Source organism: Synechococcus sp. PCC 6717, assembly GCF_022698185.1.
Classification (GTDB): Bacteria; Cyanobacteriota; Cyanobacteriia; order Thermosynechococcales; family Thermosynechococcaceae; genus Thermosynechococcus; species Thermosynechococcus lividus.
The window spans coordinates 1-17,977 of sequence record NZ_JAKLTV010000049.1 but is presented as its reverse complement, the minus strand read 5'-3'; the positions used below and the strand labels follow the sequence as shown (position 1 = coordinate 17,977).

The window sequence follows — 17,977 nt, the reverse complement described above, 5'->3', positions numbered from 1 at the left end:
AGCGCATTTAGAGCAGCACCCTTGGATCGGCGACCCGAACCGTTGGCTTGCTGTTGGCTATTCCCCAAGAATGGACTGGGTTAAGGCCATGACAGGCGTCATCAACGGTGCTTCTTCCGCCCCAAGGACTTGATTCACGACCGTCGGTAGAACCTGATACGTCACCCGTGCCGCTTTTTCATCCTTAAAGGCCTTGATAATAGTACGGTACCAGAGCAAGAACCCATCCCGCAGGGCATCTAAATCGGCAAAAAGCATTGCCGCTGCCGCCAGACGCAAAACACTTCTGCGATCGCGCTGACAGACTGCGGTATAGTCTTGATTCCCTTTGCGGAAAATATGGGGGTTTGGGGAGCACAATTGTTGATCCACCTGCTCAATAATCGTCTCCTGGGCATCACGGATTTTTTCGTAGGCACTAATGCGCTGCTCAGCCGTAGCGAGATAGTTTTTGAGAAACTGTAGCTCCGCTGCTGTAGCATAGCGGCCATCGGCCTCAAGGCTGAGTTTTTCAAGTTGGCGCAGCATATGTTTCCGTGAAGTGAGTGGACAATACAAGCAGGTGGCGTTCCAGAGCCTGCTATAGTGTCTATTTTGACAAAATTGAACTACTAAGGGCAAGAACAGGTTGCATCACCCGCTGTTCTTCTGGTGTGAGAAGCTGCTTAATCATCGCGGGCAGCAGTTTGCCGTAAGTAGAATCCGCCATGGTCTCGTAGTTAAAGGCTTTGACGATGGTACGGTACCACAGCAGGAAGTTGTCCCGCATCAGATCGAGTTCGGCAAAGAGCATGGCGGAGGCAGACAACCGAATGGCATCTACCAGATCGCGGCGGCAAATTTCACTGTGGTCGCGTTGGCCGTAGTGAAAACAGTGAGGGTTTTCAGCCTTTTGCTTAGCTTGAATCTTATCTGCCATCAGCTCGCCTTCCGCACGAATTTTTTCGTAGGCGCTAATGCGGGTGTCCACCGAGGCGAGGTAATCCCGCAGGAAGTTCAACTCTTCCGCACGGGCATAACGGCCATCGGCACTAACGGTCAAGTGATTTAACTGACGGAACATAGGAAAATCCTCGCAAATGAACACTAAATACGAAAACAATCACCGCAGCGCAGTACTACATCACCCTTTGTTGGTCACCAACTCCCCCTGTCGTAAACGCTTTTCAATATCGCGGGCTGTGGCACCCTCGTTTTGCCAAAAGGCCGCCGCATCAATACGATCCTGTTTCCCGACTAAAAACTTGCAGTAGGTCTCCCCCATGGCATAGCACTGAAGCTCAATGCAGCCCAAGGGCTTTTGAATCAGCCCTGTAAAGAAGCCCGCAAACAATCCGGCATAGATGTAGCACACTGGCTTACCCACATCCCCAAGGGTGCGCGCTACCACCGAGTCAAAAATATTGATGAACATAAATCCATTTTTTTGCTCGGTCAAATCAACGTCCCAGTTGCCCCAGCCTTGGGTGGTAAACGGCCACCACCATGCTTCTAGAATGAAGGTGAGGGCAGCCTTGCGCAGTTCACGCTTGTAATCCTGCTCAAAGTGTTGCCTAAATACAACGGCATCCCGTTTGCCCCATTCTTCACCTATTTTGTACATCACCAAGGCGGAGGCAGAGCCGACTTCTTCCTCTAAGCCCTGCACCAACCCAATGACAAAGTCCTCTGTGACCAGCATGACTCGCTGATCGTACCAATCCCGAATGCTACCTTGGGCACTACTAAACTGCAAGTAGTCGCGGAGGCTATAGTGGTTGGTGCGGGCGGGATGGGCTTGATGAAGCTGGTGTTGGTAGGTGGGGGCGGAAACAGTCGGCATGGAGGTGGTGTCCCGAGCAGATGGATGAGGTGTTACAGATACCATAGTTGCTTGTCGTGATCCCCGCAGTGGTGCTCAAACGTGACGGTTCAAATTGGGCTGTTAAACGAAAACTATTACTTTTACACTTTTTAGGCTAAAAGATTCTGCGGGCAAGTGGTTCCGTACTCCCACGGATTTTTGCTGAATGACACATTTCTATAAGTTCTGTTTCATTGAGGCAGGGAATGCCCAGTGCTTGGGCACGACGGAGTTTACTGCCTGCGTTTTCGCCAACCACGACGTAGTCCGTTTGGGCACTGACGCTCTCGCTGACTTTGCCGCCGTGGTCTTGGATCAGTTGTTTGGCTTGGTCGCGGCTGAGGGTCGGCAGTGTGCCCGTAATCACAAATCGCTTGCCCCGTAGTGGCTGGTTTGTGGTGATGGCTGGACGCTGTGCCAATTGCAAGCCTAAGGTTTTCAGGTCTTGAATCAGGGCTTGGTGAGCGGGGGTGCGAAACCAATCGTACACCGCTTGGCCGATTTCTGGGCCAATCCCGTGAATGGCGCAGATGGCCTCGTGGGGGGCACAAGCAAGTTGATCCACATCGGGAAATGCCTCTGCTAGCAGTTGGGCATTGACGCTGCCCACATGGCGAATCCCAAGTCCGTAGAGCACCCGCGGCCACGGTTGGGTTTTGGACTGGGCGATCGCCTGCAGAAGTTTCTGAGCTGACTTGGCTGCCATGCGCTCTAGGTTAACGAGGTCTTCGAGCCTAAGGCGGTAGAGGTCAGCGGCAGTCCGCACCCGTTGGCTGGCCACCAACTGCTGTACCAATTTTTCCCCCAGCCCTTGAATATCTAGGGCATCGCGACTGGCCCAGTGAAGAATCTGCCCCCGCACAATTGCAGGACACTGAGGATTGACGCAGCGGCTCACCACTTCGCCGTCAGGTCGCACCACTGGTGAGTGGCACTCTGGGCAGTGGCTAGGCATCTGAAAGGGTTCAGCCGTCCTAGGCCGTAGTTCTGGGAACACACGCACAATTTCTGGAATAATTTCCCCCGCTTTGTGGATGACCACTTTGTCGCCAATGTGTAAATCTAATTCTGCGATGCGATCGCCATTGTGCAGCGTTGCCCGCGAAACCGTCGTCCCCGCTAGCAGCACTGGCTCAAGTTCAGCCACAGGAGTCAGGGCACCCGTGCGTCCCACCTGCACCGTAATGGCCACCACATCGGTAATCGCCTGTTCCGGTTCGTACTTCCAAGCAATGCAGCCCCGGGGGAATTTTTGAGTAAAGCCCAACTGCCGCTGTAGGCTCAGGTCGTTGAGCTTCACAACAATGCCATCGGTGAGGTAGGGCAAGTCATGGCGAGCGGTTTGCCAATGGTTGTAGTAGGCTTGCACTGCTTCTAGGGTAGGGCACTCAGCATACTCAGGATTAACCCGAAACCCCAGTTGTTGTAACGCTGTTAAGACATGGCGTTGAGATTGGGGTTGGCCGTAGGTCTGGCGCTGCGGGTCTAGGGGCACAACCCCGCCATCGGGCAGATGCAGGGCATAGGCAAAAAAATCGAGCTGCCGTTGCGCGACTACCCGTGGCTCTAATTGGCGTAGGGTGCCAGCCGCCGCATTACGGGGGTTAGCAAAGGGCGGTTCTCCTTGGGCTTGCCGCTCTTGATTGAGTTGATGAAATCTGTCAAGGCCTAAAAACGCTTCTCCCCGGACTTCAAGGATGGCCGGTGGGGTCTCGAGGTTGAGGCGCAGCGGAATCGCACGGATTGTTCGCACATTACTGGTAATCTCTTCGCCGCGGGTGCCATCCCCACGGGTTGCCCCTCGCACCAGCAGACCGTTCTCATAGGTCAAGGCAAGGGCAACCCCATCCATCTTTAGCTCACAGATATACGCCGCCGCTGGCGGGGAATCTCCGGTTAAATTACGCCAATAGCGTTGCCACCGCTCCTGCCACGCCACCATGTCCGCTAGGGTAAAGGCATTTTCAAGACTATAGAGGGGAATGCGGTGCACGACACTGGCAAACTGGCTGACCGGTGCTTCCCCGACCCGCTGGGTGGGGCTATCGGCGGTAATATACTCGGGATGCGCTGCCTCCAGATCCTGTAGTTCGCGGTAGAGTTGGTCGTAAACCGCATCCTCCATAATGGGGCGATCGAGGGCATAGTAAGCGTAGCTCGCCTTTTGGAGCAGATGTCGCAACTGCTGAATGCGGCTGGCAACTGTTTCCCTTGGCATCATTGGCATGGATCGTCCCGACGAGGTTTTGCAACATGGGGCAACCCCCAGCCCAGTTTTTGCCGCAGCACATGGAAAAATTCTGGGGAGCGCAAGCGAATAAAACGGGCACGATAGGGAGCTTGCTGGACAAAGACTTGATCTTCCGGTTGAATGTAGCAGCCTGCATTGCCATCTACCACCAAGATTAAATGCTTAAAGGGGTTTGCCGGATAGATCCACACCGGCTCACTATTGGCAAAGACAAGGGCGCGGGACGCTAAGGAATGGGGACAGATGGGCACCAGTTGCAGTGCAGCTACACCGGGGGTAATCACCGGCCCCCCTGCCGATAGGGCGTAGGCGGTGGAGCCGGTGGGGGTTGAAAGAATTAAGCCATCTGCGGCAATATCCACCCGCGCATGGGCACCCACATCGACCTCAAAGTGGCACATGCCGGTAAGGGGTTCTTTGTGAATCACCATTTCGTTGAGGGACAGCGCTTCCCATATGACGGTGCGATCGCGCAGTACCTGTACCGTCAGCATTGTCCGGTCTTCAATGCTGTAGTCCCCTCGCAACACTTGCTCAAGGGCTGGGTCAAGGTCTTCCACATAGCCTTCGGTTAAAAACCCCAAATGACCGGTGTTAATGGTTAACAGAGGAATTTCGCAGGGGGCAAGCTGGCGGAAGGCTGACAACACCGTACCATCCCCTCCCAGAACGACAGCAAAGGTCATCGTTCCATCAAAGCCCGGCGGGACTAAATGATCAATGGGGGTATGACACACTGGACTATCTGGACGCGAGTAGCCCAAGATCCCGCCAATTCCGGTGGCAACCTGAACATCCCAGCCTTGGCGCTCTAGCAGTTGGCGGACGTGGATGGCTAGTTCCGCAGCCACGGGCTTGCCTTCGTTGTAAATGATCCCCGCCTTCACAGCCACTCCTAGGGGGTTGATTTGAATGGACTCCGCTTTCGTGAAGCCTTTTTCTGTTTCACTTTTTCGTAATCCAGTTCTTTGAGTTTACGCAGAATTCGCGTGAAATACTCTTGTAAGTACGCTTCGAGGGTGAGGGTTTCTGTGGGATCAAGGTCAAACACACGATATACCTCCTCCATGGGGGCGTTTAGAGACATGCCGCTGGCAATGACCTCCGTAAAGGCGAGGCGATCGCTAATGTTCCATGTCCACTGAAACCACTGGGTGAGTTGGCGGGTTGCCCGCAGCACCCCAATGGGCAGGCGGGTAATTTTAGCCTCCTGTCCTGAGAGATTTTCACATAGCTTAATAATTTGATCCGCTGTCCATGCCTCCGGCCCCGCGAGATCAAAGGCTTGGCCATAGGTGGCCGCTCGATCTAAGCAGCGTACTGCAAACTTAGCGACATCTTGGGTATCCATATAGGCAATGGCGGTGGACTCTCCCATGACCCAAATGGAGTGATTTTCGAGAATGGGAATAGCATACTGGCCAATGATCCCTTGAAAAAAGCCGCTGGGACGTAAGATAGTGTAGTTTAGCCCCGACTCCCGCAAAAAATCTTCGGTGCACTGCTTAATTTGCATCAGAGGCACATGGGGATAGTCCTGTGCGCCCATGATGGAGAAAAAGATAAAATGCTGAATATCCGCCGCTTGCGCAGCTTGGATTAGGTTGACTTTCCCTTGCCAATCTACAGCTTCAATGGTGAGGGTATCGGTGGGGCGGGTGGTCGCCGCGTCAATGATGACCGATGCGCCGCAGTACTTCAGCGCGTCCACAATACTCTCTGGATAGCAGAGGTTTCCCTGTAGTAGCGTTGCTCCCCACTCCCGCAAAAATGTAGCCTTGGCAGGACTGCGCACTAAGCAATGAACTTGATGCCCCTCGTCTAACGCACGGCGCACGATCTGCCGCCCTAGCGTGCCTGTTCCGCCCACAATAAATACATTCATGAAAAGCTCTAGTCATAAATCTTAACTTTTGTAATACTTTATCAGAATTTTCCCCACCCTTATGAACAGACGGGGATCGCCTGCCTCCCCTAGGAGGCAAAATCCTCACAGTGGAGGGTGTCCCGCGTGTCTCGTCCGGTGACGGGATTGCGGCCACTAGCCACTTCACACAACATTCGCTGGGCATCTTCGCGCAGATCGACATCCGTAAAATCTGCGCCAGTGATCAGCGCGCCATCAAACTTCGTATTAAAGGCAAAGGCTCCTTCAAGGATGGCATTGGTGAGGTTCGCTTTCGTAAGCCGCGCAGTATCTAGGGTGGCGTAGCGTAGATCGGCGCCTTCTAGATTAGCCCCTTCCAAGTTAGCGGCAAAGAAGCTCACCCCTTGCAGGTTGGTGTGGCTAAGATTGCTGTGGAAGAGGTTGGCCTTGGTGAACTGTGAGTCCCGCAAATCTTGTCCAGAAAAGTCCGCATTAATCAGTGCTTCTTTGGTGTAGTCCTCGGCGATCGCCCCGGTAGGGGTTAAAACAATGAATAGCAGTGCGAGCACCAGCGCCACAAGCCAATGCCAGTAGCGGTAAGCCTCTCGGATTGCAGATAGACATGTCATAGGTAGAATCGGCAAACATCATCGTTTCCTATGATCCCATCCTGAGTCCCCCCAGAGTCACGAAGAATGTTCAAATCCCCTATCCCCAACTTAAATGCAGATCGGGTTCGGCGGCTGATTATTGAGCAGGGCTATGCCCAAGGCTATTTTTTGATGGGGGAGGGCGATGACCTCGCGTGGTACAGCACTCGACAGCGAACACTCATACCGTTGGATCAGCGGTTTCGCTATCCTAAGTCGCTACAGCGGGTTCTGAACCAAAATCGCTTTCAGGTAGCCATTAACCGTAATTTTGCCGCAGTGGTAGCAGGCTGTGCTGCGCGCCCAGAGACATGGATCACCCCAAAGCTACAAGCAATCTACCACCTGCTGCACCAGACAGGCTGGGCGGTTAGTTTTGAGACTTGGCAAGGGGATGAGCTGGCTGGGGGAATTCTTGGGATTGTCCTAGGTGGTGCGTTTATCGGCGAGTCGATGTTTTACCGCATTCCCGATGGCTCGAAAGTCGCCCTAGTTAAGCTGGTAGCGCATTTGCGCACAAGAGGGTTTGTTCTTTTTGATGCCCAACTACAAAACCCCCACCTAGAACGCTTTGGGGCTTACACAGTTACCCAAGCGGAGTACCAGCAGTTGCTAGGGCAGGCCTTAGAGTGCAAGGTCAATTTTTTATTACCAGCTTGACTTAACAACGCCTGGCAGCAACCCTTGGTGTGCCATATCCCGCAGGGCGTTGCGGCAAAGACCAAAATCTCGGAAGTACCCCCGCGGACGACCAGTGAGCCAGCAGCGATTGCGTAGCCGCGACGGAGCGCTATTACGGGGAAGTTGCTGGAGTTGACGGTGAATGCTCATGACCTCTTCTTGAGTTTCCGCCATTGCTAGTTGCGCTTTGAGTTCCTGCCGTTTGGCGGCATACTTGGTCACTAGGCGTTGGCGTTTTTTCTCGCGTTCGATCATGCTTTTTTTGGCCATGGGGGGGTGTCTGTCCTCGGTCGAATTATTTTGGTATCCTAAATATGGTATCAAAGATAGATTTGTTGATGCAAGAGTGACCCATTGCGGGGTGTTTCTGTGCCTTTACGTTTGTACAACACACTGTCCCGGAGCCTTGAGCCGTTTAGCTCCCGTGTTGCTAATGTTGCTACCATCTATGCCTGTGGTGTCACTGTTTACGATTACTGCCACTTAGGTCATGCGCGCTCTTACGTGGCTTGGGATGTGCTGCGCCGCTACCTCACGTTTTTGGGGTACACCGTCCACTATGTTCAGAACTTCACCGATATTGACGATAAAATTCTCCGCCGTGCCCAAGAAACGGGGGAGTCAATGGCCACGGTTAGCGATCGCTACATTGCCGCCTACCACGAGGATATGGCGCGGCTGAATATTTTGCCCGCAACGGCTTACCCCCGTGCTACGGCGGTTATTCCAGCCATTATTGAACTCATTCAGCAACTGATTGATTGTGACTGCGCCTACGTTGCTGATGGGGATGTGTACTATGCGGTGGAGAAGTTTCCCAGTTATGGCAAGCTTTCGGGGCGGCATCTATCGCAACTGATGGCCGGAGCCAGTGGCCGGGTCGAGGAGGAGGATCGCCGCAAGCGCCACCCCCTTGACTTTGCTCTTTGGAAAGCGGCGAAGCCAGAGGAAGCAAGGGTCTATGAACCGTGGCCAGCCCCGTGGGGCAAGGGTCGGCCAGGCTGGCATATTGAATGCTCGGCAATGGTACAGCAAGCCTTTGGGGCAACGGTAGATATTCACTGCGGCGGCATGGACTTGATTTTTCCGCACCATGAAAATGAAATTGCCCAGTCAGAAGCGGTGAGTCAACGCCCCTTGGCGCGCTGGTGGCTGCACAATGGGTTTGTAACGGTCAATACCGAGAAGATGTCAAAGTCGTTGGGGAACTTTACCACCATTCGTGACCTATTGCAGCAGGGGGTCGAGCCGATGGCATTACGATTGCTGGTGCTCCAAGCCCAATACCGCAAGCCCTTAGACTTTACCGATACTGCCCTTGATGCAGCGGCTAAGGGGTGGCAAACTCTTGCCGATGCGCTGCGGGCGAATCAAGCGTTACCCTTGTCGGCTACCGAGGCGATCGCCCCCAAGGAACACCCCAGTACGGCGGCCTTTTGCGCCGCCATGGATGACGATTTGAACACTGCGGCAGCGTTGGCGGTACTCTTTGATCTGGCCAAATCCCTCAATCGCGAGCAGCATCGCTATCTCCACGGTGGGCAGTTGGAGCGATCGCCCAGTGCCCTAAGTGCGGACTGGCAGACCCTTGTCAGTTTGGCGCAGGTGTTGGGCTTAGAGGTCAGCCCCGCTGATTCCTCTCCTTGTGCCACTGGTTTGAGTGAGAAGGAGATTGAAGCTCTCATTCAGGAGCGCCAAGCGGCTCGCCAAGCCAAGAACTATGCTGAAAGCGATCGCCTACGGGATCTATTGCTAGCTCACGGCATCAAGTTAGTTGATCAAAAAGATGGTAGTACCCACTGGTTTCGCGTCCCAGCCACCTCCTCCTCGTCCTAGGGGTGGCACTTTTCGGAGATGATCATGGAAGCCTCATTGTCAGATCTGCGGCAGGAGCTATTGCAGCGTCTGTGCCACGAAGCGTACCGCACAGGCGAGTTCACCCTCTCCTCTGGCCAAAAAAGTACCTACTACATCAACTGTAAGCCGGTCACCCTTTCGGCACGGGGAGCCTACCTCGTGGGTCGGTTGTTGTTAGCACACCTTGCACCCGAGGTCACAGCGGTGGCAGGGCTGACCCTTGGGGCTGACCCCCTAGTGGTGGCCGTGAGTGTGCTCTCGAATCTGCAAGGTCAGGATCGAGCGGCGTTAATTGTCCGCAAAGAGGCTAAAGGCCACGGCACGATGAGCTTTATTGAAGGCCCTGTGCTGCCGCCGGGATCGGTGGTCACTGTTTTGGAGGATGTGATTACCACCGGTGGCTCTGCCTTAAAAGCTGTAGAGCGCCTGCAACAGGCAGGGTATCAGGTCAATGAGGTGCTGGCGATCGTGGATCGCGAAGCGGGCGGCGCGGCTGCCTTTGCTGCTGTGGGAGTGCCCCTGCGATCGCTCTTTGCTATCCGCGAATTGCAAGAGTCTCTAGCTGCCCAGCAGACACCCTGAAATTCACAGTAGCCCTTCCTAGCTTAGGTGGATCTGTAGGGAAGCTGCTCATGTACGCAAAGCGTCATGAGTCGGCGCATTCACTTTGCTCAACCAGTCAAGGTAAGCTAACAAAAAGGCGAATTCTTTACAGGTGGCAGGAATGGCCATTGCGGCAGGAGTGATTTTTTTAGCGCTTAGTGGTTGGGTCGCTCAACATCCTTGGGGATGGCTAGTGCTTCTTGGGTTAGGGCTAGGCTACTGGTACTGGTGGCGATCGCCTAGGGCAGCCACAACCGTTGCACCTCAGCTGACCCTGCAGCCACAGCAGGTCAACGCAGAACTGGCTCAAACCCGTGCCCTACTCCAAGAACTACCCGCTGCTGCTCAAGCGCCGTTGCAACACACCTACGAACAGCTGCAGCATCGCCTTAACACCCCCACCGTCGATATCTGTATCCTTGGCCAATCCTGCCGTTGGGTGGCACATCTTGCCCGTACTGTTGAAGGCTTTGGCCTACCCCACTGTCATCTGCATCAGCAATCCTTAGCCACCGTCCCCCAAGCAGACTTGGTTCTGTTGACAGTGACCGGTGCTCTCACCGCCAGTGAATTTGAAATGGTGCGGGTGCTGGTGATGGGTCAATATCGTCTTGTGATTGTTTGGTTGCCGGAAAACATGGCCGAACTGGAGCGGGTGAACGTTCATCTGCAGCAGCAACTCCACCAGTTAAGTCTGAAACCAGAGCAACTGCTGTGCATCACCCCTACCGACAACACGGCCTTGGCTACAATGCTGGCTCAGATACTAAGTCAAGAGCGCTCTAGCTTGGTGTGCTCAGGCACCTATCGCCGTGCCCAACAACTTCATCAGCAGGCACAAACGGCATTGAACGCATACCGCCGTGAGCGCTCACAGCCCATTATTGAGCGTTACCAATGGCTAGGCGCAGCGGCTACGGCTGTTAACCCCTTGCCCTTGCTGGATTTAGTCATGGCGGGTGGGCTACTGGTGCGCTTAACGTGGGAACTGGGGCAAATTTACCACCGTTCTTTTCGTCTGGCAGATGCAGAACCCATCGCCAAGGAACTTCTGCGGCTGGTGGTGCAGTTAGGGGCGGTGGAACTGGGCACGCAATCGCTGGGTCAGTGGCTCAAGGGTCATTCCGTGACCTACTTGGCGGGGAGCTGCTTACAGGGGGCAACTGCGGCCTACGTGTTGCGCTTAAGTGGTTTGAGTTTGATCCACTATTTTGAAACGGTGCCTCACGTTAAGGATATGCCCTTTTCATCATACCTACGCCAGAGTGTGCAGTGGGCGCGGCGGCAGGTGGGGCGATCGCCCCTTCAGGCGCTTGGAGCTTCAATGGGACTCACGTCTTCGCCGTCGGTGGAGGGCATGCCACAGTAATTGGCCAGAAAAAAGAACGATAAACGCTGGATTATTGATCAGGTAGCGTTTCCAAAGACGACGGGGTTCTTGAACCAAGCGAAAGAGCCATTCTAGCCCCAAGGACATTAGCCAAGGGGGGGCTTGGGCAACCATGCCACTGTGGAAGCTAAAGGCGGCACCCACCCCCACAAGGACAGCCGGTAAGAAGGCCACTTGCCGTGCCATCCACCGTTCCTGCTTGGGACAGCCTAAACTCACAAACACAATATCAGCCCCACTGGCAAGAATTCGTTGGCGATCGGCTGCCTCCTCCGCGGCACTGAGGGGGCGGAACGGCGGGGCATAGCTCCCAACAATCTTTAGCCCCGGACACCGAGTCTCAAGATTCGACTGTAGGCGTTGTAATACCTCTGGCGTGCTGCCGTAGAGAAAAATTCGCCAGCCTTCACTCACGGCGCGATCGCACAACGCCAACATCAATGCTGGGCCATAGACCCGCTGTGCATTCGCAAAGCCCAGTAACCGCAACCCCCACACCAAGGGCATCCCATCGGCAGTGACGAGGCGTGCTCCGTTGACCACTGCTTGAAAATCCCGCTGCCATACCCCAGTCATCACCACATGGACATTGGCTGCGACCACATAGCCACCACTAGCCGCTGCAATCCATTCACCGAGGCGATCGCAGGCGTCATCATAGCTCGTAACGGTGACGCGAGTGCCCAAAATGTAGCCCTCTGGCATGGCTGAGAATTGTAGTCTTAGAGGTTTTCAGTGATGATCTTACAGACTATTTTCAGTGGGTCTCAGGGTGATACGTGGCTCTTGGCCATAGTGGGTTAAGAGACTACCTAGTGGACTTACCCGAACTACCGTTGCGCAATATTTGGTACAGTTGGGCGATCGCCCCCGACCAGTCATTGCGTTGTGGTTGGCGAATGAGCCGCACCGAAGGGTACCAAGGAGAATCAGACCGTTGCCAGAACCAGCGCCAATCGGCCACAAAAGGCAGGAGAATCCATGTGGGCTTGCCCAAGGCTGCCGCCAGATGAGCCACGGCGGTATCGATGGTAACCACAGCATCCAACTGCTGAATCAGCAATGCCGTATCCAGAAAATCGGTCATGTAGGGGTGGCAATCAATGACCCCCGCTTGCTGGAGTGCTTCGGCTTCCTCGCAAGAGCGCTCCTTTTGCAGGCTATACCACTGTACGTCTAGACCCCTGAGCAGCGGTTGCCACTCCGCTAGAGGACAGGAGCGTTTCGCTGTCGTACGGGTGTTGCTGTGGGTTGCCCACACTAGCCCAAACCGCGGCTTGGCCACACTAAAAATCGGTTGGGGTGGGGATGTCGGTAACTGGAAGTAGGGACTAAACTTAGGAAACCGCTCTTTACTCATACCAAGAAAGCGCGGCAGGCTAAGCAGGGGTGTGTGGTAGTCAAAGGGCGGTGGGGGTGCCTCCGTACTAATGACCTCAATGCCACGAATTGTTTCAAACAGCCGCAGCAGGGGGGGATAGGCAGCAACAATAATCCGCTGGGCGTGGGGCGCAAGCAGGGGTAAAAAGCGGGCAAACTGAATACAATCCCCCATACCTTGCTCACTATAGACAAAGAGGGTTTTACCGTGGAGCGATTGTCCTTGCCAGCGGGGTTGCGGGTATTGACGCAGCCCCCCTTCCGCTTGCTGCCAGCGCCATTCATATTCCTGCCAACCTTCCTTGAAGTGCCCAAGTAACAGCAGCACCAGCGCGTAGTTAAGGTGAACCTCTGGGACAGTGGGTGTCAGGTGGACGGCCTGTTGAAAATGCTTGAGCGCCGCTTGGGGATCTCCGGTTTCTAAAAGTGCTGTGGCTAACCCTGCATGGGCGGTGCCGTTTAGGGGGTCTAAACTCAGACACCGCTGATAGTAGCCAATAGCTGCGGTAAACTCTTCTTCGCTGAGGCACAACTGGCCGAGCTGTAGCAGGGCTTGCTGATGTTTGTTGTCCCGCAGTAACACCTCATCGTAGCGATTGCGGGCAGCACTGAGGTTTCCCTTCAGATGCAGGGCATAGCCAAGGTTATAGTGAGCCACTAACAGTTCTGGATTGGCTGCTAGGGCTGCTTCAAACTGGGCAATTGCCCCATCGTAGTTTTTGAGTTCAAGGTAAAGGCTGCCAAGGTTATTGTGCACATCCGCAACCCCGGGTTCAAGGTAAAGAGACTGCTCATAGCAGGCACTGGCTTCGGTGAGTTTCCCTTGAGAGTGTAGGCAGAGCCCCAGATTGTATAAGGTTATGGGCAAATCGGGGTTGAGGGACAAGGCCTTTTGATAGCAGGCGATCGCCGCGTCAATCGTCCCTAAATCGAGGTAGGCATTGCCGAGATTACTATGGGCTTCTACCCAGTCCGGCTTAACCTCAAGGGCACGCTGATAGTGGGGCAGCGCCGCCGCCGGTTGCTTGAGGAGATCGTGCAGCACCACAGCTAAGCGGTAATGGGCTGGCGCATACCAAGCATCAAGGGCGATCGCGCTTTCGTAGGCGGATTTAGCGTTTAAGGGCTGTGCCAACTGCTCAGCGGTTAACCCTAGGAGGTAGTACGCTTCCGGTTGGGGAGAGGTCTCAAGCAGGTGTTGAGCAACTTGTTGTGCTGCCAACCAGTTTTGCTGCTGGTAGTGCTGCCATGCTTTTTTGAGCAGTGACGATGGCCGCCATGGAAAAATACCCACTGGATGCACGAACCTATGGCTGTGAAAGGTTACTCAAATAATACGCAACGGCGGTCGCAATCGTGAGGTTACCGTTTGTGTCTAAGGGGATCGGCTCTTGGGGTGGGTCTGGCTCCGCGTGCAAAAACGCCCAGTTCCCACCAAAGAAGTCCTCATGGCTGAGAATTTGATGGGGGTGATGGGCCTGCAACCCTGCAACAAGAATTGGCCCCTCGGCAAAATCATCGCGGCGAATGGTAGCGACCGGAACTCCCAAGCGGCAGGCTTCGGAATAGGTACCATAGCCGGGTTTAGAGATAATGCGACCGCACAGGGGCATCACGTCAACGGGGCGTAACTGCCGCCCGCATAACTTGAGGAGATTGGGTAACTCTGGGGCAGTAGCATCAAAGGTGAGAAACTGCCAGTCTGGAAATGCGGCGAGGGCGTGGTAGGGGATCGCCTCTAAACTCAGCCCACCAAAGGTCAGGAGCACCGTACGTTCTTTGGCCGTCGTTAGCCCCAGTTGAGTTCGGATCTGCGCCTCAGTGTAACGCGGTTCAGCCCCTGTCAAGCCTACCCGTTCTTTGTGGGGAAAGGCGCTTAAGGGTTCAGCAAAGGGAAGCTCAAAGAGGCGATCGCAACCCCCATAGAGGTCACTCACCCAGTCGGCTATCTCCCTAAAGGTCTCGCCAAAGGAACGGTAAATAAAATCCCAGCCAAAGTTGGTTGCCATCCAGCAGGGCACCCCTGCCCCGTGGGCGATCGCCACTGCAAGGGGCGGCACATCCGCCAGTACTAACTGCGCCCGGTTCTGCTGGATAAAGTCCACTTCGGCGCGGATTAACTCCGGTGCCATCCCTTGGAGTTGCAACAGTTTGGCGCGGGTGGCCGTCAAATCCATGTGTAAACTGTCGGTTTGCACCACCCCAAGGTCAAGGGCGCGCGGGCGATGGATAAAGTCTCCCTCAAGGTTGGCCTGCAACAACCAATGGGGAGCCGCCGTCACAATCAGGGGGAGCACATCAGGGACGTGACGGCGAATTGCATTCACTAACGCCGCTGTCCGCGCCACGTGCCCAAACCCATGATTTGTCAGTGCCACGTAGAGCGTTGGCCGCGTCACTCCTCAGATCTCCCTCAAGTCAGAGGTCATCCTAACATTTGTAATGATTACCGATCGGCTCATTCCCGACATTTTGCGGCTCTATCGTTGCCATTTATAAAACAATGTTGCTTTTCGTAAAGAAATGTAACATAATATTGACTAGGAGGCAGAGATAAGATAGCCCAACGCTAGACGTAAAACATCTCTGAAGCGATATGACCTTTACGACAGACAACCGTTTCACCCAAACCACCCTTGCCACTGCGGTGCAGGATGTGACAACGCTGTTCAACTGCCTAAGCATTGATGACAAACTTGGCTTGCTGTGGTTTATCTACACAGAAACAGGTCGCTCCATTACCGCTGCTGCGCCCGGTACGGCTCGCCTACAGCTTGCTGAAGGGCTTCTGAACCAAGTCAAGGCTCTGAGTTTTGACGATCAACTGCAATTCATGCGGGACTTGGTCGCCAACGTTGATACGCCGCTGACCCGCGCCTACGGTGTGTTTAGTCCCAATACTAAATTAGCCTTTTGGTACCAACTCGCAGAATTAATGCGGCAGGGGTTTGTGGTACCCGTACCCGCTGGCTACCGTCTGAGTCGTGATGCCAACCGCGTTTTTGATGCCATTAAAGCCCTTGACTTTGGCCAGCAAATCACGGTGCTGCGTAATGCCGTAGTGGCGATGGGTGTGGATCCCCTCGCTGTCTAGGTGCACGGCCATGGGTTACGCAAGGGGGCGATCGCTCCCTTTTTTTAGCGGTTTTACAAGTTTTCAGGAGCAGTACCAATGAGCACAACATTACTGGCCAGTGCCCCCACCATTGACGGTGTGAGTGAGGCTACCATTGCCGCCTACTTTGCTGGATTAAATGCCGAAGCCTACCCAGACGTGGCCAACCTATTTGCCACAGATGGGGTGCTCGTTCCTCCCTTTGAAGAACCGGTGGTTGGCCCAGCCGCGATCGCCACCTACCTAGCCCAAGAAGCCGTGGGAATGCGGGTGGTGCCCACCAAGGGAGAGTTACTCAGCCACGAGCCGCACGAGCGAGTGTACCGTATTGTTGGCCAAGCGAAACTGCCCCTATTTACCGTGAATGTAGCATGGCAATTTGGCTTAAACCCTCAGGATCAGATTACCGGTGTCAAAGTCGATCTCTTGGCTACCCTCGAGGAACTCTTTAGCTATCAACCTCTGCGTCAGCGTCCATAGCCACATCAGTCGGGGCATTGGGGAATACCTGACGTTCAAGGCTTTCAACGCGATCCCGCAGATTGTGCAGAATTCCCGAATGGCTTAAGCGGACGGCTGCTAACTGCTCTCGTAGGCGATCGTAATTTTCGGGGAGACGTTGGCGCAGTTGAATGACTTCGCGACTGAGGGCATTCACCCGCCGCTCAAGATCGGCAAGGCGCTCAGGGAGATGGCCTTTCTGGTCAAAATACTTGCAGATAATATCAACAATGACCCCTTCAAGATTGGCAAACTGGTGCTCTTGCTGATAGGAGTACAGCCAACTGAGAATCTCAGGCGGCAAGTGCTCAGTAATACCGGCAGGGAGTTGAGAGTCCATCTAAATCTCCGAAAGACGCGCTCATCGGCTAGGACAGCATAGACACGGCAAGTCCATCCTAGCAACTATAGCCATCCCAGTTCATTGAGAGACCCTATAGAAGACTTCAGCAACCGCCTAGACCCTAGACCGACAGCCACCTGCCTTGCGCAGAGCATCCAGTTCGTAGCGGCTGAGGGGGCGCACCTGTTGGGGGCGCAATCCTCCGAGGTGAACAGCACCGATCGCCACCCGTTTTAGACTGATAACCGGATGCCCCAACGCCTCAGCAACACGGCGAATTTGGCGATTACGGCCTTCGCGCAGCACAACGTCTAACAAGGTGCGATCGCCCGTGGTGGTAATAGGGCGAATCGTTGCCGGCAACGTGAGGCGGCCATCCAAAGGAACACCATGACGCCAGCGAGCAAGGGTAGGCTCCGAGGGCTGCCCCTGCACCCACACTCGATAGGTTTTGGGAATAGAGTGACGGGGATGGGTCAGCAAATAGGTCAGTTCCCCATCATTGGTTACAATCAGCGCACCACTGGAATCGGCATCAAGGCGACCCACGGGATGCAGTCCCGGAACCGCTCGGTAAGGGCGGGGCAGCACGTCCAGCACTGTGCACCGACCGCGAGGATCCTGACAGGTAGAAATGACCCCCTTGGGTTTATGGAGTAACAGATACACCCGCTCCACGGTCTCGGCGGGTCTTAAGGGTTGACCGTGATATTCAATGCGATCGCGATCGGGATCGACTTTGTCGCCCACCTGAGCGGGGTGACCATTGACCCAAATGTCCCCCTGACGAATCAGGGTTTCGGCATGGCGGCGCGATGCCACCCCCCAATGGGCAAGGACTTTTTGTAACCGCTCTGTTGCCATTGGGTCACCCAGCACTGCCCTGCAATGCATGAATATCTGCTGCCACAATGTGGGGGAGGCATTGGCTGATTTTTGCTGCGTCCCAGTGCCACCACGCAATTTGCTCTAGCTGAGCAATGACCGTATCTCTCTTGAAACACTGCACGTCTGGGGGTAGCTCAACCTGCTCCCAGCCCTGTCCAAAAATGTAAAACGGATAGGTGGAAAAGCCCTGCATATCGTGATTTGCGCCATTCTTGACTTCTCCCCTCCTTGAAAGAGAGGGGATTCCCAAAGGATGCTACGCAACGGGCTGAAGCCGCGTTGCTTCGCTTTTCCCTTGAGCTGTCACCCACAACTTAATGCGGGTGGGGGCAGTCAAAGACCCCCTACTCACCTCAAGCATCTCTGCTATTGGGACTACGTTTATGTTTCGGTTCGTGGTTTCGCCCTTTTCAACACTAGCCAGTTCGATACGCTCAACATCCTGCCATTGCTTGCAGTGGTTTAGGCTTGCCGCCAAAGCGGTAGTGACTTACGTGCCGGGACTTCTCCGTACTAGGATGTTTCTTCGCGTAGTTGATACGTCTACTTTCCACGTCTATAGTTTAACACATAGAGAGGGCTAAAGCCCCCTGAGTTGGCTGTATCAG

The 17,977-nt window shown here is 54.6% G+C and carries 20 protein-coding genes; 6 read left to right on the top strand and 14 right to left on the bottom strand.

Annotation, left to right across the window (positions count from 1 at the left end):
• Positions 1-57: 57 nt before the first annotated feature.
• The 7 genes from L5470_RS12660 to L5470_RS12630 form a co-directional block, all read right to left on the bottom strand.
• Positions 58-528, bottom strand: a complete 471-nt coding sequence (locus L5470_RS12660) for a bilin-binding protein (protein WP_099797792.1) — start codon at positions 526-528, stop codon at positions 58-60.
• Positions 529-589: 61 nt separating this feature from the next.
• Positions 590-1,063 (bottom strand): bilin-binding protein, encoded by a 474-nt coding sequence (locus tag L5470_RS12655; protein ID WP_099797790.1) that lies wholly within the window; start codon positions 1,061-1,063, stop codon positions 590-592.
• Between the two features lie 60 nt (positions 1,064-1,123).
• Complete coding sequence (locus L5470_RS12650; RefSeq protein WP_448527793.1) at positions 1,124-1,822, bottom strand: V4R domain-containing protein; 699 nt, start codon at positions 1,820-1,822, stop codon at positions 1,124-1,126.
• A 136-nt stretch (positions 1,823-1,958) separates the two neighbouring features.
• A complete protein-coding gene (gene ligA / locus L5470_RS12645) occupies positions 1,959-4,070 on the bottom strand; it encodes an NAD-dependent DNA ligase LigA (RefSeq protein ID WP_499500176.1) in 2,112 nt (703 codons plus the stop codon).
• Positions 4,061-4,987, bottom strand: a complete 927-nt coding sequence (locus tag L5470_RS12640) for an NAD(+) kinase (protein WP_499500175.1) — start codon at positions 4,985-4,987, stop codon at positions 4,061-4,063. Before L5470_RS12640 ends, ligA begins: the two co-directional genes overlap by 10 nt.
• Before the next feature lie 2 nt (positions 4,988-4,989).
• The gene (locus L5470_RS12635; RefSeq protein WP_448515204.1) at positions 4,990-5,979 is read right to left on the bottom strand and encodes an SDR family oxidoreductase; all 990 of its coding nucleotides are present in this window, start codon (positions 5,977-5,979) and stop codon (positions 4,990-4,992) included.
• Positions 5,980-6,068: 89 nt separating this feature from the next.
• Positions 6,069-6,590 carry a pentapeptide repeat-containing protein gene (locus tag L5470_RS12630; protein ID WP_499500174.1) on the bottom strand — a complete coding sequence of 174 codons (522 nt, stop codon included), beginning with the start codon at positions 6,588-6,590 and terminating at the stop codon, positions 6,069-6,071.
• 66 nt (positions 6,591-6,656) lie between these two features.
• Between L5470_RS12630 and aat the strand changes: the two genes are divergently transcribed.
• Positions 6,657-7,271 carry a leucyl/phenylalanyl-tRNA--protein transferase gene (gene aat, locus L5470_RS12625; protein WP_099797780.1) on the top strand — a complete coding sequence of 205 codons (615 nt, stop codon included), beginning with the start codon at positions 6,657-6,659 and terminating at the stop codon, positions 7,269-7,271.
• On the opposite strand, the gene rpsN is transcribed toward aat, so the two are convergent.
• Positions 7,260-7,562 (bottom strand): 30S ribosomal protein S14, encoded by a 303-nt coding sequence (rpsN, locus tag L5470_RS12620; RefSeq protein ID WP_099797778.1) that lies wholly within the window; start codon positions 7,560-7,562, stop codon positions 7,260-7,262. The two genes, aat and rpsN, sit on opposite strands and share 12 nt — an antisense overlap.
• Positions 7,563-7,661: 99 nt before the next feature.
• On the opposite strand from rpsN, the gene cysS reads away from it, so the two are divergent.
• The 3 genes from cysS (at position 7,662) to L5470_RS12605 (ending at position 11,121) form a co-directional block, all read left to right on the top strand.
• Entirely contained in the window at positions 7,662-9,128 is a 1,467-nt protein-coding gene (gene cysS, locus L5470_RS12615; protein WP_499500173.1) for a cysteine--tRNA ligase, read from the top strand.
• An 18-nt stretch (positions 9,129-9,146) separates the two neighbouring features.
• A complete protein-coding gene (gene pyrE, locus L5470_RS12610) occupies positions 9,147-9,731 on the top strand; it encodes an orotate phosphoribosyltransferase (RefSeq protein WP_499500172.1) in 585 nt (194 codons plus the stop codon).
• Between the two features lie 142 nt (positions 9,732-9,873).
• Entirely contained in the window at positions 9,874-11,121 is a 1,248-nt protein-coding gene (locus L5470_RS12605; protein ID WP_499500171.1) for a YcjF family protein, read from the top strand.
• Here the strand turns inward: L5470_RS12605 and L5470_RS12600 are convergent.
• From L5470_RS12600 to L5470_RS12590, 3 genes are all read right to left on the bottom strand, one after another.
• Complete coding sequence (locus L5470_RS12600; RefSeq protein ID WP_499500170.1) at positions 11,074-11,847, bottom strand: WecB/TagA/CpsF family glycosyltransferase; 774 nt, start codon at positions 11,845-11,847, stop codon at positions 11,074-11,076. The two genes, L5470_RS12605 and L5470_RS12600, sit on opposite strands and share 48 nt — an antisense overlap.
• A gap of 103 nt (positions 11,848-11,950) precedes the next feature.
• On the bottom strand, positions 11,951-13,816 hold the full coding sequence (locus L5470_RS12595; protein ID WP_499500169.1) for a tetratricopeptide repeat protein: 1,866 nt from the start codon (positions 13,814-13,816) through the stop codon (positions 11,951-11,953).
• 13 nt (positions 13,817-13,829) lie between these two features.
• Positions 13,830-14,921: a glycosyl transferase gene (locus tag L5470_RS12590; RefSeq protein WP_499500168.1), complete on the bottom strand. Its 1,092-nt coding sequence runs from the start codon at positions 14,919-14,921 to the stop codon at positions 13,830-13,832.
• A gap of 197 nt (positions 14,922-15,118) precedes the next feature.
• On the opposite strand from L5470_RS12590, the gene L5470_RS12585 reads away from it, so the two are divergent.
• On the top strand, positions 15,119-15,616 hold the full coding sequence (locus L5470_RS12585) for an orange carotenoid protein N-terminal domain-containing protein (protein ID WP_099797766.1): 498 nt from the start codon (positions 15,119-15,121) through the stop codon (positions 15,614-15,616).
• 78 nt (positions 15,617-15,694) lie between these two features.
• Complete coding sequence (locus L5470_RS12580) at positions 15,695-16,117, top strand: nuclear transport factor 2 family protein (RefSeq protein WP_099797764.1); 423 nt, start codon at positions 15,695-15,697, stop codon at positions 16,115-16,117.
• On the opposite strand, the gene L5470_RS12575 is transcribed toward L5470_RS12580, so the two are convergent.
• The 3 genes from L5470_RS12575 to L5470_RS12565 form a co-directional block, all read right to left on the bottom strand.
• Positions 16,086-16,478, bottom strand: coding sequence for a hypothetical protein (locus tag L5470_RS12575; RefSeq protein WP_198406085.1), 393 nt, complete (start codon positions 16,476-16,478; stop codon positions 16,086-16,088). The genes L5470_RS12580 and L5470_RS12575 overlap by 32 nt on opposite strands.
• Before the next feature lie 117 nt (positions 16,479-16,595).
• Positions 16,596-17,345, bottom strand: a complete 750-nt coding sequence (locus L5470_RS12570) for a pseudouridine synthase (protein ID WP_499500167.1) — start codon at positions 17,343-17,345, stop codon at positions 16,596-16,598.
• Positions 17,346-17,349: 4 nt separating this feature from the next.
• Entirely contained in the window at positions 17,350-17,562 is a 213-nt protein-coding gene (locus L5470_RS12565) for a hypothetical protein (RefSeq protein ID WP_198406084.1), read from the bottom strand.
• Between the last annotated feature and the right edge of the window lie 415 nt (positions 17,563-17,977).

Bases quoted from the DNA above. Each gene is read 5' to 3' on its own strand.
- ligA (WP_499500176.1), bottom strand. From the start codon at position 4,070: ATGCCAATGATGCCAAGGGAAACAGTTGCCAGCCGCATTCAGCAGTTG.
- L5470_RS12630 (WP_499500174.1), bottom strand. From the start codon at position 6,590: ATGACATGTCTATCTGCAATCCGAGAGGCTTACCGCTACTGGCATTGG.
- rpsN (WP_099797778.1), bottom strand. From the start codon at position 7,562: ATGGCCAAAAAAAGCATGATCGAACGCGAGAAAAAACGCCAACGCCTA.
- L5470_RS12570 (WP_499500167.1), bottom strand. From the start codon at position 17,345: ATGGCAACAGAGCGGTTACAAAAAGTCCTTGCCCATTGGGGGGTGGCA.
- L5470_RS12585 (WP_099797766.1), top strand. From the start codon at position 15,119: ATGACCTTTACGACAGACAACCGTTTCACCCAAACCACCCTTGCCACT.
- L5470_RS12605 (WP_499500171.1), top strand. From the start codon at position 9,874: ATGGCCATTGCGGCAGGAGTGATTTTTTTAGCGCTTAGTGGTTGGGTC.
- L5470_RS12580 (WP_099797764.1), top strand. From the start codon at position 15,695: ATGAGCACAACATTACTGGCCAGTGCCCCCACCATTGACGGTGTGAGT.
- L5470_RS12635 (WP_448515204.1), bottom strand. From the start codon at position 5,979: ATGAATGTATTTATTGTGGGCGGAACAGGCACGCTAGGGCGGCAGATC.
- L5470_RS12655 (WP_099797790.1), bottom strand. From the start codon at position 1,063: ATGTTCCGTCAGTTAAATCACTTGACCGTTAGTGCCGATGGCCGTTAT.
- aat (WP_099797780.1), top strand. From the start codon at position 6,657: ATGTTCAAATCCCCTATCCCCAACTTAAATGCAGATCGGGTTCGGCGG.
- L5470_RS12575 (WP_198406085.1), bottom strand. From the start codon at position 16,478: ATGGACTCTCAACTCCCTGCCGGTATTACTGAGCACTTGCCGCCTGAG.
- pyrE (WP_499500172.1), top strand. From the start codon at position 9,147: ATGATCATGGAAGCCTCATTGTCAGATCTGCGGCAGGAGCTATTGCAG.
- L5470_RS12660 (WP_099797792.1), bottom strand. From the start codon at position 528: ATGCTGCGCCAACTTGAAAAACTCAGCCTTGAGGCCGATGGCCGCTAT.
- L5470_RS12565 (WP_198406084.1), bottom strand. From the start codon at position 17,562: ATGCAGGGCTTTTCCACCTATCCGTTTTACATTTTTGGACAGGGCTGG.
- L5470_RS12650 (WP_448527793.1), bottom strand. From the start codon at position 1,822: ATGCCGACTGTTTCCGCCCCCACCTACCAACACCAGCTTCATCAAGCC.
- L5470_RS12600 (WP_499500170.1), bottom strand. From the start codon at position 11,847: ATGCCAGAGGGCTACATTTTGGGCACTCGCGTCACCGTTACGAGCTAT.